Origin of the sequence: Streptomyces globosus (genome assembly GCF_003325375.1) — a bacterium.
Lineage (GTDB): Bacteria > Actinomycetota > Actinomycetes > Streptomycetales > Streptomycetaceae > Streptomyces > Streptomyces globosus_A.
In genome coordinates this window covers 182,655-197,715 of the sequence record NZ_CP030864.1, presented here as the reverse complement: position 1 = coordinate 197,715, position 15,061 = coordinate 182,655, and the positions used below count along the sequence as shown (strand labels likewise).

Here is a 15,061-nt window from a genome sequence, read left to right as displayed (position 1 = left end):
TCACAGCACACGTCACACCGACGCGCCCTCAGACGCATCAGGAGGCATGACATGCAACACCTCATCGAGCACGCCCGCGCTTTCCCGGAGCTCAACGTGCAGCCGGAGGAACTGAGCCGGCTCGCCTCCGGCCAGTCCCCGCAGGCCCTGTTCATCACCTGTTCCGACTCCCGGGTCGTCCCGGCCCTGATCACCGGGGCCCGCCCCGGCGAGCTGTTCGAGCTGCGCACCGCGGGCAACATCGTCCCCCGGCACGACCAGCCCCACCCGGCCGGCGAATCCGCCACCATCGAGTACGCCATCGAGGTGTTAGAGGTCTCCGACATCATCGTGTGCGGACACTCCCACTGCGGCGCCGTCGGCGCCATGGCCCGCGGGGACGACCTCACCGCCGTGCCCGCGGTCCGCGAATGGCTGGAGCAGGCCACCCCCCTCCCGGCCGGCGCCGGCACCGCGCCGCCCGACCTCTCCCGCCCGGTCCAGGCCCACGTCCTGGACCAGCTCGACCGGCTGCGCGCCTACCCGAGCGCGGCAGCGCGGCTGGCCGACGGCCGGCTGCGGCTGCACGGCTGGTTCTACGAGGTCCACACAGGTTCCGTACTGGCCCACCAGCCGGACGCCGACGCCTTCCTCGCCCTGTGAGCGCGCACGACAAGACCGCCGGACGGCGGCTGCCCGACCCGTCGAGCCTGGCCCGCGACTTCGGGGCCTCGGTCGTCGTCTTCCTCGTCGCCCTCCCGCTGTGCGTGGGCGTCGCCGTCGCCTCCGGGGTGCCCGCCGAACTCGGCCTGGTGACCGGGATCGTCGGCGGGATCGTCGCCGGCGCGATGCGGGGCAGCAGCCTCCAGGTGTCGGGGCCCGCCGCGGGCCTGACCGTGCTCGTCTTCGAAGCCGTCCAGGAGTTCGGGGTGGCCGCGCTGGGCGTGCTCGTCCTGTCGGCCGGACTGCTCCAGATGCTGATGGCCGCGCTGCGGCTCGGCCGGTTCTTCCGCGCCATCTCCCTCGCGGTCGTCGAGGGCATGCTCGCCGGCATCGGGCTGGTCCTCATCGCGGGCCAGCTGTACGCGATGGCCGAGGTCAAGGCGCCCTCCAGCGGACTGGACAAGATCCTTCAGCTGCCGGGCACCCTGGCCGGAGCCCTCGGCTCCACCGCCTCGCCGGCCGCACTCGCCGTCGGCGCCGGGACCATCGCCGTGCTGGTGCTGTGGAAGCGGCTCCCGAAGGCCGTGCAGACGGTGCCGGGACCGCTCGCCGCGGTCGGACTGGCCACGGCCGCCGTGTACCTGCTGGGGCTGCCGGTGGCGAAGGTCGAGGTGCAGGGGCTGCTGGACGCGGTGAACCCGCCGGGCGCGGGCGACTTCGCGCAGCTCGCCGGCATCGGCGCCGTCGGCACCGTCCTCGCGTTCGCCCTGATCGCCTCGGCTGAGAGCCTGTTCTGCGCCGCCGCCGTCGACCGGCTCCACGACGGGCCGCGCACCGAGTACGACAAGGAGCTCATGGCCCAGGGCGCCGGCAACACCGTGTGCGGACTGCTCGGGGCCCTGCCGATGACCGCTGTCATCGTCCGCAGCGCCGCGAACGTGCAGGCGGGCGCGCGGACCAAGGCGTCCCGCGTGCTGCACGGCGTGTGGCTGCTGCTGTTCGCGGCGCTGCTGCCGGCCGCGCTCGGCGTCATCCCCGTGGCCGCGCTGGCGGGCGTCCTGGTACACGCCGGCTGCAAGCTGATCCCCGTACGGGAGATCGGGTCGCTGTGGCGGGAGCACCGGGGAGAGGCCGTCGTCCTGGTGGCCACGGCCCTCGCAATCGTGGCGGTGGGCATGTTCGAGGGGGTGCTCGTCGGACTCGCCCTGGCCGTGGCCAAGACGGCGTGGGAGACCTCGCACGTCCGGGTCGAGGTCGTCGACAAGGGCGCCGGCCCCGTCCAGGCCCACCTGACGGGCAACGCCACCTTCCTGCGGCTGCCGAAGATCCTCGACACCCTGGAGTCGCTGCCGCACGACAGGCCCGTCGAACTACACCTCGGCGGCCTGCGCCACCTCGACCACGCCTGCCGGACGGCACTGGAGAACTGGGCCGAGCGGCACGCCTCGGAGGTGACGGAACCGGTCGGGGTGCCCTCCCCGGTCTGACCGGGCCGGGCAGGCCCGGACCGGCCGCCGGCAACCCGACGGGGCCCGCCGCCACCGCACGGCGGGCCCCGTCGGCACACTCGCCGGAAGCTCTACCTCCGGTTCCGTTTCCGATTCCGTTTCCGTACGGGGGGTGCGGGACCGGTCAGGGCAGCACCGCCGGCGCGGGCGCGGCGAAGTGCTCGGACAGCGCCGCCTCCAGCCCCTCCCCGCCCGGCGCCCAGGCCACGTACCCGTCAGGCCGCACCAGCAGCGCCTCGTACGGGATCTCTGGCACGGGGCGCGCGCGGACCACGCGCAGGACGCCCTCCCAGTCGCGGGCCGTCTCCCGGTGTACGCAGGCCCCGTCCCCGAAGGACAGCAGCAGGGGCCGGCCCTCCTGGAGCAGCCCGATGACGTCGGTCTCCCCCTGCGGGGTGCGGAGCGCGACGTTCGGCAGGAACGTCCCGCCTCCGGAGGGCGTGCGCCCGGTGCAGCCGGGGAGGACCGTGTCCTGGGCGCTGATCATGTTCCGCAGGTGTCCGGCGTCCCGGTCCGCCGACAGCAGGGCGGCGAAGAGGGCGCGGAGGGCGTCGAGTTCGGGGCCGGGCCGCATCAGGGCGAGCTGGGCCCGGGTGTTGTCGAGGACCCTGCGGGCGGCGGGCCGGCGTTCGCGGTCGTAGCTGTCGAGGAGGCGGGGGCCCGCCTGGCCGCGGACGGCGAGGGCGAGCTTCCAGCCGAGGTTGAGGGCGTCCAGCACTCCGGTGCTCAGGCCCTGGCCGCCGATCGGGAAGTGCACGTGCGCGGCGTCCCCGGCGAGGAAGACGCGGCCCCGGCGGAACGTTCCGGCCAGGCGGGCGAAGTCGCTGAACCGGCCGAGCCAGCGCGGCTCGTCCATCGCGATGTGGCGGCCCGCGATCCAGGCGACCTCACGCCGCAACTCGTCGAGGGTGGGCGGCAGGTGCCGCTCGCTGTGGGCGCCCGCGCAGTTGAGGGTGCGGATGTGTGTGTCCCCGGTGTGCGGATCGCTCTTGGCGACGATCCAGCCGTGCGGGGTGCGGTGCCAGCCGTCGGCGAGGGCGCCGTCGCGCAGCCGGACGGTGCCGGTCAGCGCGGAGACGGTCGCGGGGTGCGTCTCGGAGGTGATGCCCGCCTGCTCGCGGACCGTACTGCGGGCGCCGTCCGCGCCGACCGCGTAGCGGGCGGTCAGGGTCAGGGGGCCGTGCGGCCCCTCGGCTCTGACGGTCACCACTCCCCCGGCGCCGGCGCCGTCCTCCGGGTTGTGCTCCGGCTCCTGTTCCTGGCTGATCGCCGCGACCCGGTGGCCGCGGAGGATCCGCGCGCCGGCCTTGCGGGCGCGGGCCTCGAAGAGCCGCTCCAGCTCGGCCTGCGGCCATTTGAGGATGGGCTCCGGCTCGCCTTCCGGCGCCGTGATCACCAGGCCGGGCAGCCCGGCGAAGTGGAACGGGCAGCCGCAGCCGTCGCCGCCCGCCGACAGCGGCACGTGCTCCGGGAGGTGCCCGCGCCGGGCCAGGCACTGCACGGCCCGGGCGTGGAGCGTCGTCGCCTTGGGCCGCTCGGACACCGCGTCCTGTGCCTCCAGCACCACGGTGTCGACCCCGTACCCGGCCAGTTCGGCGGCGATGAGCAGCCCGACCGGCCCCCCGCCGATGATCACCACATGCGTCTGCATATCCGATGCGCCCCCTGCTCGCCTTCGACTGAAGCCGTGCCCGATCGGTGCACGGGCGCCCGCCGGCCGGCGTCCCCCGCACGACGCGGGAACCATACCGGATGGCCGGTTCTTTCGTAACGGCCTGAAGTAGGTGTAACTGCCTTGTAGCACAGGCGAGTTGCGAGGTCGTTGAGCCTTCCGGCACGGAAAGCGAACGGCCGGCCCGCGGAAGGCCGGTCGGCCTCCCGCGGGCATACGACGCACCACACGGCATCGTGAAGCGCCTCCGGAACGGAGCTCGGCGACGTGGAGGAACGGGCCGACGAGCAGCAGCGCCGGCACCCGAGGGACCGGGGCGCCACCGGCGCCGCCGCTCTCGGTCCCTCCCGCTCTCAGTCCCTCCCGCTTTCGGTCCCTCCCGCTTTCGGTCCCTGCACGGAACTGCAGGTCAACCCCCTGCCCCCGCGCCGTCAGCGACTGAAGCGACTCAAAATTCCGATAGGGGAAGCGAAACTACCTCGGCGCGGGCCCGGCCTCGTCGGCGAGCAGCAGCTTCTTCTGCGGCTTGCCCATCGCGTTCCGCGGCAGCGACGCAACGAAGCGGACCTCCCGCGGCCTCTTGTGCACGGACAGGTGCGCGGCGACGAAGTCGGTGAGTTCGGCGCCGGTCGCTCCCTCGGCGACGACGAAGGCCACGATCCGCTGCCCCAGATCCGCGTCGGGCACACCCACAACCGCCGCCTCCTGCACCTTCGGGTGGTCCAGCAGGGCGTTCTCGATCTCCCCGGCGCCGATCCGGTACCCACCCGACTTGATCATGTCGATGGAGGCCCGCCCCACGATCCGGTGCACCTGGTCCTCGTCGACGGCGGCGATGTCGCCCGTACGGAACCACCCGTCCTCGGTGTACGCGGCCGCGGTGGCCTCCGGCCGCCCCAGGTACCCGGAGAACAGCGTCGGCCCGGTGAGCTGGAGCTCCCCGATCTCCGCACCGGGCTCGGCGGCGATCCGGGTGCGGATCCCCGGCAGCGGTGTGCCGACCGTGCCGGGGCGCACCTCCCCGCCGGCCCGCCCGCTCACCGTGATCAGGGTCTCCGTCATCCCGTACCGCTCCACGGGCCGCAGCCCGGTCAGCCGCTCCAGGTCCCGGAAGACCGGCGCGGGCAGGGCCGCGCTCCCGGAGACCAGCAGCCGCGCCCCGGACAGGGCGCGGGCGGCCTGCGCGTCGGCGGCGATCCGGGACCACACGGTCGGCACCCCGAAGAAGAGGCTGCCGCCGGCCTGCGCGTACGCCTCGGGGGTCGGCCTGCCGGTGTGGACAAGCCGGCTGCCGGTGCGCAGCGCCCCGAGGACACCGAGCACCAGACCGTGCACGTGGAACAGCGGCAGCCCGTGCACGAGAGTGTCGTCGGCGCTCCACTGCCAGGCTTCGGCGAGGGCGTCGAGGTCGGCGGCGATGGCCGCACGGGTGAGGACGACCCCCTTGGGCGCACCGGTCGTCCCGGAGGTGTACAGCACGAGCGCGGGATCCTCCGGCGCCCCGCCCGCACCGGCCGGGGCTCCCGCTGCCCTGCGTGCGAAGTCCACGTCCACGGTTACAGCCCCGGAGTCCCGCAGGATGTGCTCCCGCTCCGCCGGGCCGGCGTCGGGCGGCAGCGGAACGAACGGCACCCCCGCCAGCAGCCCGCCGACCGCCGCAGCCACCGTCTCCAGGGACGCCGTCGCGGTCACGGCGAACGCCGGCGCCCCGGCCACGTCGGCCGCGACCGCGCGCGCCGCGGCCAGCAACTCCTCGTACGAGGCGGTCCGCCCGGCAACACTCACCGCGTCCGCGCGGTCCCCGTACGCCCCGTCCAGTGCGGTCAGCACGCCCAGCCTCCTGCCGGTCGATGCCGGATGCCCTCACCCGGCGCTCCACGGCCAGGCTACGGCCTACGCGGCGCCGACCGACCGCGCGCCGGGCCCTCACCAAGACCCGCGACAGCACCCGTCCCCGCCCGTACGATCGGCACCCGGCACCACCACCGCACCGCGACCGACACCAGGGAGCCCCGGACGTGGAACTCGCAGCACTCGCCTCGCTCATCGCCGCCACCCTCACGACGGGCCTCATGGCGGGCCTGTTCTTCGCTTCGACGTGTCGGTGATGCCGGCTCTGAAGCGCTGCGACGACCGCACGCTCATCGAGTGATGCAGCGCATCAACACGGCGATCGTGAACGGCTGGTTTCTCACTGGCTTCCTGGGCGCCCTCCTCTTCACCGGCCTCGCCCTCGCGCTGCACCTTGCAGGCGGCGGGGGCCGGGCGGCCGTCCTGCTGACAGCCGCGCTGTGCGCGTACGTCCTCGCCCTCGCCGTCACGGGACGGATCAACATCCCGCTGAACAACGCCCTGGAGCAGGCGGGTCCGGCGGACCGCGTCCCCGACCCGGCGGCAGTCCGGCAGGCGTTCGAGTCCCGCTGGGTCCCCGCGAACCGCTGGCGCACGGCACTCTGCACGATCGCCCTGGCCTGCCTGGCCGGGACCCTGGCAGTCCGCTGACGAAGTCCCCGCACGGGAGCAACCCCCGGCACCTCCAGCCGCCATGACGGCCTGTCGAGCACGGAGACGCGTGCCGGGGCCCCGGATAGGGTGCGCCCATGAGCACTGCCGCACAACTGCGCCTGGAACCGGTGACCGCAGCCAACTTCGACGCCGTCTGCGCCGTCGAAGTCCGCCCCGACCAGTCACACCTGGTCTCCCCCGTGGTCAAGTCGCTTGCCGAGGCATACGTCCATGGGGCGGCCGCCTGGCCGCGTGCCATCGCCGACGGCACCGAGGTCGTCGGCTTCGTGATGGCGTTCCTGGACGTCGCGTGGAATCCCGAGAAGGACCCCGCGGACATCCGCTCCGGCATCTGGCGCCTGAACATATCCGCCGCCCACCAGGGCAGGGGCTACGGCCGCTTCGCGGTCGAGGCGGTCACGGCGGAACTGGCCCGCCGCGGCGCGACCCACGCCTACGTGACGTGGGAACCCGGCCCTGGCACCCCGGAGCCGTTCTACCTGAATCTGGGCTTCCACCTCACAGGCGAAACCTCAGGCGGCCAAGCGGTGGGCGTCCTCCCCCTCGCCCCTGCCGCAGGAGTCGTCCAGTGATCAGTCTGGCCGCAGTGGGGGGAGTCGCCCTGGTCGAACTGGGCATGGCCCTCACCCCCGGACCGAACATGATCCACCTCGCCTCACGCGCGATCACCCAGGGCCGCAGGGCAGGGCTGGTCAGTCTGAGCGGGACCGCCGTGGGATTCCTGTGCTACCTGCTGGCCGCGGCCGCCGGGCTGTCCGCACTGTTCGCCGCCGTCCCCCTGGCGTTCACGGTGGTCAAGCTCGCCGGAGCCGCCTACCTGGCCTACCTGGCGTGGGACATGCTCAAGCCCGGCGGCCGCTCGCCCTTCGCCCCGTCCAACGACCTGCCTCCCGTCTCCGACGCCCGCCTGTTCTCCATGGGGCTCCTCACCAACCTCCTCAACCCCAAGATCGCTCTCATGTACGCCGCGCTCCTCCCCCAGTTCATGGACCCGCAGGCGGGCCCGGCCTGGGCGCAACTGCTGCAGCTCGGTGCCGTGCAGATCACCGTGGGGCTCGCGGTGAACGCCCTGGTCATGCTGGGCGCAGCACGTGTCTCGGGATTCCTGGCCACCCGCCCCCGCGTCATGACGGCCCAGCGGTATGCGGCAGGCGGCCTCCTCGGCATCTTCGCCCTGCGCACGGCTTTCACCCGCACCCCCGTCTCCGCCTGACACACACCATCCGCCCCCGGACCGGAACGATCATTAACGCCGTTAACGCCGCCCCTCCCCCGAGAGCCCCACGCCTCAACCATTAACGCCGTTAACGCCACCCCCTCCCCCACCCCCGATGGCCGGCCGGCATTAACGCCGTTAACGCTGGGCACCTGCCACCGCCAGGCCTGACCGTTAACGCCGTTAACGCTCGGAGCGTCGCCCCCTCCCCACCCCTCACCCCCGGCAACCGTTAACGCCGTTAATGCCCCCGCACCCAGCGGCCCTCTGCCGCCCCCCACGCGCCCGGGGCCGTTAACGCCGTTAACGCCCAGCGGCGGGGCGGAACACTCCGCGATCATTAACGGCGTTAACGCTCCCCCGGGCCGGGCGGGGTCGGCGGGGCCGATGTGGCGGGCTGGGTGCGGGACTGTTGCGGGCTGAGGCCGCGGACTCGTTTGAACGCCGTCGACAGGGCGAACGCCGAGCCGTAGCCCACCCGCCGGGCGACGGTCGCCACAGTGGCGTCCGGTTCGCGGAGGAGGTCCGCGGCCAGCGCCAGCCGCAGCCCCGTCAGGTACGCGATCGGAGGCTCCCCCACGACCTCCGCGAACCGTCGCGCCAGTGCTGCCCGGGATACCCCGGTCTTCTGCGCGAGCTCTGCGACCGTCCAGCCGTGGGCCGGGTTCTCGTGCAGCAGCCGCACCGCCCGTCCGACGACCGGGTCGGACTGAGCGCGGTACCAGCCCGGTGCCCCCGAACCCGGGTCGGCGAGCCATGCGCGCAGCACTCCGATCAGCAGCAGGTCGAGCAGCCGGTCGAGGACGATTTCCTGGCCCGGTTCGTCGCGGGAGACCTCGGATGCGAGCAGCCCGATCAGCGTGGCGTCGACCTCGGCCGCCGGCCGTACGAGGACGGTCGGCAGGGCTCCCAGCAGCCGCCGCCCGACCTCGCTCGGCTCGGTGTAGGTGCCGCTGAGCATGACGACGGACCCGGCATCCTGCACCGTCGTGCCCCAGGTCCGGACTCCGAGATCCATCGCCCCGTTGACGTCGGTGCCGTCCGGAAGGCTGCAGTTCTGCTCGGCGTCCACGGTGATCTGCACCGGCGTCCCCTGCTCGTCCGCCAGCGTGTACGGGTCCGGACCGCGTACGACGGCGACGTCCCCCGGGCGGATCCGCACGGGTGCGCCCCCGTCCGGAAAGAGCCAGCCCTCCCCCCGGACCATCGTCATGACCGTCAGCGGCGCCCGGTCCTCGATGCGGACCGCCCAGGGCGGATCGAAGACGGACTTCAGCACGACGGCACCCCGCGCCTTGGGCCCTTCGAGCAGCCCGCTCATCATGTCCATGCTGTCCTGCTCACACGTCCCAGACGCCGGTGGCCGCCGCCTCGCGCACGTACGCGGAGAAGTCCCGCGGCGGCCTGCCGAGCACGTCCTCGATGCCGTGCACAACGTGGGCGTTGCGCCCGTCCAGCAGCAGCCCGAACAGGTCGGCGAAGTCCTCGTGCTGCCCCTGCTCTCGAAGGACCGCCCGGAAGTCCGCATCGGAGACGGGCACGTACGTGATCTGCCGCCCGGTCGCCTTGGACAGCTCGGCCGCCACGTCGCCGAAGGACAGCAGCCGCGGCCCGGACAGCTCGTAGGTGCGGCCGATGTGCCGGTCGTCCTCCAGCGCCGCCACGACGACGTCGGCGATGTCGTCGGCGTCGACGAACGCCTCGACGGCGTCCGCGGTCGGCAGGGCGAACTCCCCGGCGCGCACGGATTCCAGGAAGAAGTCCTCGTCGAAGTTCTGGTTGAACCAGCTGGCCCGGACGACCGTCCAGTCGGCGCCCGTCGCTTTCACTGCCTCCTCGGCCCGCTGTGCGGCCTGCTCCCCGCGCCCGGAGAGCAGCACCAGGCGGCGCGCCCCGGCGGCGACGGCCGCCTCCGCGAGCGCGCCGACCTGCTCGGTGGCGCCAGGGAAGGACAGGTCGGGGTGGTACGTCACGTACACCCGGTCGACCCCGTCGAGGGCGGCCGCCCAGCCGGCCGGCTCGTGCCAGTCGAAGGCGGGCTGCCCGCTTCGCGACCCCACCCGCACGGGACGGCCCTTGTCCTGGAGCCTGGCGACGACGCGCCGCCCGGTCTTGCCGCGTCCCCCGATGACGAGGGTCGTCCCGGCCGCTGTCTGCGCCTGCGTCTGCGTCTGCATCTCTGTCTGCGTCATGGCCCCAGTGAAGCCGGTCGCCGCGAGACGGGCCATGGCCGAGAGGCTCGCCCGCATACGCGTGCGTCTAGGCGGCGCGGACCTGCGTGTTCTGGCAGGCCGTCAGCAGCCAGCGGCCGTCGCCGCCGCGCGTCATCACGTACAGCGGCGCTCCTTCGCTCTCCGGGCGCCCCTCCGCGTCGGTGTACAGCTGGCGCACCTTCACGGCGGCGACATCGGGCCGCAGGAACTGGGTGTGCACCACGTCGTAGGTCACCTCGCCGTCCCAGCTCGCGCCGGGCAGCACGGACCGGGTGAAGTCGGCTATCGCATCGAAGCCGATGAGGACCTTGCCGTGTGCGGTCGTCCACAGGGCGTCGGGGTGGAAGAGGGCGAGGAAGCCCTCCGCATCCTTCTCGCGCTGGGTGCGCTGCACGGCGGCGACAACCTGCTCAATGGCCTTCAGGGCCGTGTCTTCTTCGCTCATGGCTCCGATGCTCTGCCCTCAACTGTGGTCGAGGTCAAGGAATGTGATCACATGTCGCTATGACCAGCACGAAAACGCTCTATCTGCTCTGCTCCGCCGCACCGCCCGTGTTCGACGTGGCCCACGTGATCGAGGACGCCCAGTCCCGAGGGTGGGACGTCTGCCTGGGGCTCACCCCGACGGCCGCACACTGGCTCTCCGGCAGCACCGACGGGCTGGCCGCCCTCACCGGGCATCCGGTGCGCTGGCAGTACAAGCTTCCCGGCGAGCCCGATGTCTGGCCCGCGGCCGACGCGGTGCTCTTCGCCCCGGCGACCTTCAACTCCGTGAACGCCTGGGCGCTGGGTCTGACCGACCGCTTCGCGATCGGTATCGCCGCCGAGGCGCTCGGCAAGGGCACCACGGTCGTCACCATGCCGTGTACGAATGCCGCCCTGGCAGCGCACCCGCAGTTCGAGCCGTCGCTGGCGACCTTGCGCACCGCCGGAGTGACGGTGCTCTTCGGGGAGAACGGCTTCGTCCCGGGCCCCGCGGGCCAGGACGCCCCGCCGCACTTCCCCTGGCAGACGGCCCTGAACGCCCTGGACGCACCGCCCGCCCCGTAGCTTGGCACCGTGAACGCCCCACAGGGTCGGGACCATTAACGCCGTTAACGCCCTCGTCCCTGGCGCCTGACGGCTGGCACATGGCGGCCGGGCATTAACGGCGTTAACGCTCGGCAGGCCCCGGCCGCCCCGGCCGCCCGCTGGGGGAGAGGCGTTAACGGCGTTAACGCTCGGCCCGCCGCCGACGCGACCAGGCCACCCGACGGGGAGGGGCGTTAACGCCGTTAACGCCGTCAGCGCCCCTCCCCACGCTCCAAAAAGTACCTGTCGACTGGTATTTTTTGGCGTCCTCCCAGTACATTGGCTCCGGTGCAGGCCGCGTCCCCGGGCCCGCACGAGAACCGCCGCAGCGGCGCAGCCGCTCGGCCGAGAGCAGCAGGAGTGGCGTACGTGGCGAGGGCCCGGCAGGAACGTGCCGAGATCACCCGGCAGGCGATCCTCGACGGCGCCGCGAAGGCCTTCGACCGCAGCGGCTTCGGCGGGACCAGCCTCAGCGACGTCGTCCGCCACGCCGGAGTGACCAAGGGCGCCCTGTACTTCCACTTCCGCTCCAAGGAAGCCCTCGCCCGCACGCTGATGGACGAGCAGTTCCAGGTCTCCGCGGACGTCCCGGCCATAGAGGACCCGGGCCTCCAGACGGTCATCGACCTGTCGCACCAGATGGCGCACGGACTGCGCACGAACGTCCGCATCCGCGCCGGCATCCGGCTCGTCATCGAGTTCGGCTCCTTCACGAACCCCGACCCGGCGCCCTACGACGCATGGATCGAGACGGTCCGCGTGTGCCTGGCGCCGGCCCGGGAGCGGGGGGACCTCCTGCCGGGGCTGGACGTGAACAACCTCGCGACGTGCCTCGTCGGCTCGTTCACCGGCATCCAGGTCACCTCACACGTCCGCACCGGGCGCAGGGACCTCCACGACCGGGTCGCCGACCTGTGGACGTTCCTGCTCCCCGGGATCGTTCCCGCGGACCGCATACCGCTCTTCGCGGCCGCCGGGTCGCCCGACCTCCGAGCCGAACTCGGGCTCGTGTCAGCGGACTCGGCGGCGGTCGGGGTCGGCTGACCCCGTCGGCCCCGCCCGGTCGGCCCCGCCCGAACGTGCCGCCCAGGGCGGCCTCGCATGCGCCGTGGTGAACCACGGGGGTGCTCGCTACGGCGTGTGCGAGGCCGCCCTGTCGGCTTTCCGGACCCTCCGTCACGGGCGCCCGTAGCCGCGCGTATCCGCATCTCGAACCAATTCGTTAGCAAAACCCAAGCGCGCCGTCCACACATACTCCAGAACGTTAGTAAAGTCCCTCTCATGACTTCTCCCACCCCGAGCGACCGAGAGAAGGTCGTCTCCAAGCTGCCGCCCTGGCTCCGCCAGGAGTTGAAGATCCGCACCGCCCAACTCCGGGTGGACATCCAGGACGCCGTCCACCAGGGCATCGCCCAGTGGAGCGCGCTCGCGTCCGCGCCGTCCTCCGTGGACACCTCCGGCGCCGAGTCGTTCTCCACCTGGCTGCCCGCCGGCCAGTGGGAGTCGTTCCGCGCCGATGCCAGGGACCGCGGCGTCTCGCTCATCCAGGGCCTGGCCCAAGCGGTCAGCCTCTGGCTGGAGATGAACCCGGCTCCGACGGTGCAGCGCCCTTCGGTGGTCCGCCGCATCGTCGTGTGCAACCAGAAGGGCGGCGTCGGCAAGACGGCCATCACCGCCGGCACCGGCGAGGCGCTCGCCGAGGACCCCGACTCCCTCCACCCTGTGCGTGTGGCCCGCCAGTTGGCGGCCCCGCCGGCAGCCGGCTCCGGCAGCTCGCTGGACCTGGAGGACCTGCCGGGCCTCGGGATGCGCGTCCTGCTCGTCGACTTCGACCCGCAGGGCCACCTCACCAAGCAGCTCGGCCAGCAGCCGCTGCCCATCGGCGGCGACAGCCTCACCTGCCACATGGCGGGGGAGGCCAAGGGCCCCCTCGCCGACCTGGTCGTCCCGATCCCGGACGCCCGCTTCGGCGACCGCCTGCACCTGCTGCCCGCCTGCACGGACGCCTTCCTCCTCGACGTCCGCCTCTCCACGGTCCGCGCCCGCGAGGCCTCCCTCGAACGGGCCCTGACCCCGCTGGAGTCGGACTACGACATCGTCATCATCGACTGCCCGCCGAGCCTCGGCCTCAGCATGGATGCCGCGATCTACTACGGGCGCCGCCGGGAGAACGAGCAGCCGGGCGCCTCGGGTGCGCTGATCGTCGTCCAGGCGGAGGACTCGTCGGCCGACGCCTACGACCTCCTCACCTCCCAGATCAACGACCTGCGGGACGACCTGAGCCTCGACATCGACTACCTCGGGCTGGTCGTCAACCTCTACGACGGCCGCCGCGGCTTCATCGCGACGTCCTCGCTCCAGGCGTGGATGGACATAAAGGATCCCCGTGTCGTCGCGGTCGTTCCCGACCTGAAGGAACAGCGCGAGGCCGTCCGTGTGAAGCAGCCCCTCTTCGTCTACGCGCCGAAGGGCGACCAGGCGGTCGCAATGCGCGCCCTCGCCAGGGAGATCTCATGAGCAAGGCCGACAAGCTCGGGGTCTCGGCGTCCTTCGCCCGGGCCCAGCCGGTGGGCGTCAGCTCCCGCCGCGCCGCCATCGCGGAGGCGACGGGGGCCCCGACCTCCGGGGTCCAGCCGCCGTCGGAGGTGCCGATCGAGGCCCTCGCGCACAACCCGTTCAACCTCCGCGAGGACCTGACCGAGCTGGACGAGCTGGCCCAGTCCCTGCTCTCGCGCGGCCAGCTCCAGCCCCTCGCGGTCGCCACGCGCATGGCCTTCATGGAAGCGCACCCGGGGCAGACCGACGGCCTGGGCCGGGCCCCGTACGTGGTGATCGACGGCAACCGGCGCCTGGCGGCGGCCCAGCTGGCGGGCCTGAAGTCGATGCACATCCACGTGAACGACTCTCTCGCCGCCTCGGCCGCGGACATCCTCGAGTCGGCGCTCATCGCGAACGTCCACCGGGTCGACGTGGCGCCCATGGACCAGGCGCGCGCCCTCCAGGAGCTCGTGGAGGTCCACGGCTCGCAGGCCCAGGTGGCCAAGCGGCTCGGGAAGACGCCGGCGTGGGTGTCGCAGCGGCTGGCGCTGCTGAACCTGACGCCTGAGCTCCAGGAGAAGGTGGACACGGGAGAGCTGAAGGTGGAGCCGGCCCGCCGCATCGGCCGGCTGCCGCAGGAGCAGCAGGAGGCAGCGGCCGCAGAGGCGGCGACGGTCACCCCGCGCCAGCGCACCCACACCCCGCCGCCGCCGCCCTCGCCGGCTACGGCCCTTGCGCCGCCCCCCGCCGCGCCGGTGGCGGCCGCACCTGCGGCCCGTCCGACTCCGGTCGCCCCGACGGGCACCCCGGCCGGCACGGCAGGAGGCACGGCAGCAGGCGCGGCAACGGGCTCGGTGCAGGCGTTCGGTCAGGGACCGTCGCCGACGGGACACCCGCGCATCATGATCGCGACGGACTCGCCCGAGACCATCGCGGACGCCCTGACCGCGCACCTCACGCCCGACGACCTGAAGGCCGTCACGGAGCTGCTCATCACCCGCATCTGAGGCTGCGCGGCGGCCGCCGGCGTTAACGCCGTTAACGGCGTTAACGCCTCAACGGCCCCGCCACCCACAGCGGGGGAGGGACCAGGGAAGGGACCGTAGGGACTGAAGGGACTGAAATTCGCCATAAGCTTCAGTCACTTTTCAGCCATCGCTTCAGCCGCCACTTCAGCCGCGGCGGCGCCCGCCGCGTCAAGGACAACGACCTGAAACACACCTGAAAGGGACCGGATCGCGGCCCTCGGGGCAGACAGGCTCAGGCGACGGTAGGCGCGGACAGCCCGCGCTGCGACCGCGCGGTCTTCCTGCCGACCTGCCGCGGCTCAATCGTCCGCGGGTCGACGGCTTCGCCCGGCGCGCCCTCCCGGTACAGGCCATCGGGCTCGGCGTCCCGGTCGTGCGGCAGCAGGTAGAAGACGCGCCGCTTCTGCAGGCCGCTGTCCGGGTCCGCCTCCGCGGTGTCGCCGAGCTCCGTGAAGCCGATCATGCGGCCGTCGCGGTGGTAGCGCGGCTTCCCGCGCCGACGAGGGGTCTTGTCCAGGGCCTGGCGTACGTAATCGAGCTGTTCGGGGTCCTCCAGCCACACCACTTTGTCCTCGTGGGCGAGATCGCTTGCCGTCAGTAGCGAGCTCATGGCCTGGGTCCTTCCTCGTTCACGTCGGCCCTTCCGG

The 15,061-nt window shown here is 72.7% G+C and carries 15 protein-coding genes; 9 read left to right on the top strand and 6 right to left on the bottom strand.

Annotated elements, in window-relative coordinates:
- Positions 1–51: 51 nt before the first annotated feature.
- Positions 52–642, top strand: a complete 591-nt coding sequence (locus tag C0216_RS34175; RefSeq protein WP_114059241.1) for a carbonic anhydrase — start codon at positions 52–54, stop codon at positions 640–642.
- Entirely contained in the window at positions 639–2,129 is a 1,491-nt protein-coding gene (locus tag C0216_RS31805; protein ID WP_114059240.1) for a SulP family inorganic anion transporter, read from the top strand. Before C0216_RS34175 ends, C0216_RS31805 begins: the two co-directional genes overlap by 4 nt.
- A 145-nt stretch (positions 2,130–2,274) precedes the next feature.
- Here C0216_RS31805 and C0216_RS31800 read toward each other — a convergent pair whose 3' ends face one another.
- Both C0216_RS31800 and C0216_RS31795 read right to left on the bottom strand, forming a co-directional pair.
- Entirely contained in the window at positions 2,275–3,801 is a 1,527-nt protein-coding gene (locus tag C0216_RS31800; RefSeq protein ID WP_114059239.1) for an FAD-dependent monooxygenase, read from the bottom strand.
- Between the two features lie 495 nt (positions 3,802–4,296).
- Positions 4,297–5,652, bottom strand: a complete 1,356-nt coding sequence (locus C0216_RS31795; RefSeq protein WP_174250577.1) for an AMP-binding protein — start codon at positions 5,650–5,652, stop codon at positions 4,297–4,299.
- Positions 5,653–5,973: 321 nt separating this feature from the next.
- Between C0216_RS31795 and C0216_RS31790 the strand changes: the two genes are divergently transcribed.
- The 3 genes from C0216_RS31790 to C0216_RS31780 all read left to right on the top strand — a co-directional run bounded on the left by C0216_RS31790 (position 5,974) and on the right by C0216_RS31780 (position 7,561).
- Complete coding sequence (locus C0216_RS31790) at positions 5,974–6,324, top strand: anthrone oxygenase family protein (RefSeq protein WP_246043063.1); 351 nt, start codon at positions 5,974–5,976, stop codon at positions 6,322–6,324.
- 98 nt (positions 6,325–6,422) lie between these two features.
- Positions 6,423–6,920 carry a GNAT family N-acetyltransferase gene (locus C0216_RS31785; protein ID WP_114059237.1) on the top strand — a complete coding sequence of 166 codons (498 nt, stop codon included), beginning with the start codon at positions 6,423–6,425 and terminating at the stop codon, positions 6,918–6,920.
- The gene (locus tag C0216_RS31780; RefSeq protein ID WP_114059236.1) at positions 6,917–7,561 is read left to right on the top strand and encodes a LysE family translocator; all 645 of its coding nucleotides are present in this window, start codon (positions 6,917–6,919) and stop codon (positions 7,559–7,561) included. Before C0216_RS31785 ends, C0216_RS31780 begins: the two co-directional genes overlap by 4 nt.
- 352 nt (positions 7,562–7,913) lie before the next feature.
- On the opposite strand, the gene C0216_RS31775 is transcribed toward C0216_RS31780, so the two are convergent.
- From C0216_RS31775 to C0216_RS31765, 3 genes are all read right to left on the bottom strand, one after another.
- The gene (locus tag C0216_RS31775) at positions 7,914–8,894 is read right to left on the bottom strand and encodes an AraC family transcriptional regulator (protein WP_114059235.1); all 981 of its coding nucleotides are present in this window, start codon (positions 8,892–8,894) and stop codon (positions 7,914–7,916) included.
- 10 nt (positions 8,895–8,904) lie between these two features.
- A complete protein-coding gene (locus C0216_RS31770) occupies positions 8,905–9,756 on the bottom strand; it encodes an NAD(P)H-binding protein (protein ID WP_246043055.1) in 852 nt (283 codons plus the stop codon).
- Positions 9,757–9,823: 67 nt separating this feature from the next.
- Entirely contained in the window at positions 9,824–10,222 is a 399-nt protein-coding gene (locus C0216_RS31765) for an SgcJ/EcaC family oxidoreductase (RefSeq protein WP_114059234.1), read from the bottom strand.
- 59 nt (positions 10,223–10,281) lie between these two features.
- On the opposite strand from C0216_RS31765, the gene C0216_RS31760 reads away from it, so the two are divergent.
- The 4 genes from C0216_RS31760 to C0216_RS31745 all read left to right on the top strand — a co-directional run bounded on the left by C0216_RS31760 (position 10,282) and on the right by C0216_RS31745 (position 14,393).
- A complete protein-coding gene (locus C0216_RS31760) occupies positions 10,282–10,827 on the top strand; it encodes a flavoprotein (RefSeq protein WP_114059233.1) in 546 nt (181 codons plus the stop codon).
- 390 nt (positions 10,828–11,217) lie between these two features.
- On the top strand, positions 11,218–11,892 hold the full coding sequence (locus C0216_RS31755) for a ScbR family autoregulator-binding transcription factor (protein WP_246043054.1): 675 nt from the start codon (positions 11,218–11,220) through the stop codon (positions 11,890–11,892).
- Positions 11,893–12,129: 237 nt separating this feature from the next.
- Positions 12,130–13,365, top strand: coding sequence for a ParA family protein (locus C0216_RS31750; RefSeq protein ID WP_114059232.1), 1,236 nt, complete (start codon positions 12,130–12,132; stop codon positions 13,363–13,365).
- Positions 13,362–14,393 carry a ParB/RepB/Spo0J family partition protein gene (locus tag C0216_RS31745; protein ID WP_114059231.1) on the top strand — a complete coding sequence of 344 codons (1,032 nt, stop codon included), beginning with the start codon at positions 13,362–13,364 and terminating at the stop codon, positions 14,391–14,393. Before C0216_RS31750 ends, C0216_RS31745 begins: the two co-directional genes overlap by 4 nt.
- A gap of 253 nt (positions 14,394–14,646) precedes the next feature.
- Here the strand turns inward: C0216_RS31745 and C0216_RS31740 are convergent, their stop codons facing one another.
- The gene (locus C0216_RS31740; protein ID WP_114059230.1) at positions 14,647–15,024 is read right to left on the bottom strand and encodes a DUF6009 family protein; all 378 of its coding nucleotides are present in this window, start codon (positions 15,022–15,024) and stop codon (positions 14,647–14,649) included.
- Between the last annotated feature and the right edge of the window lie 37 nt (positions 15,025–15,061).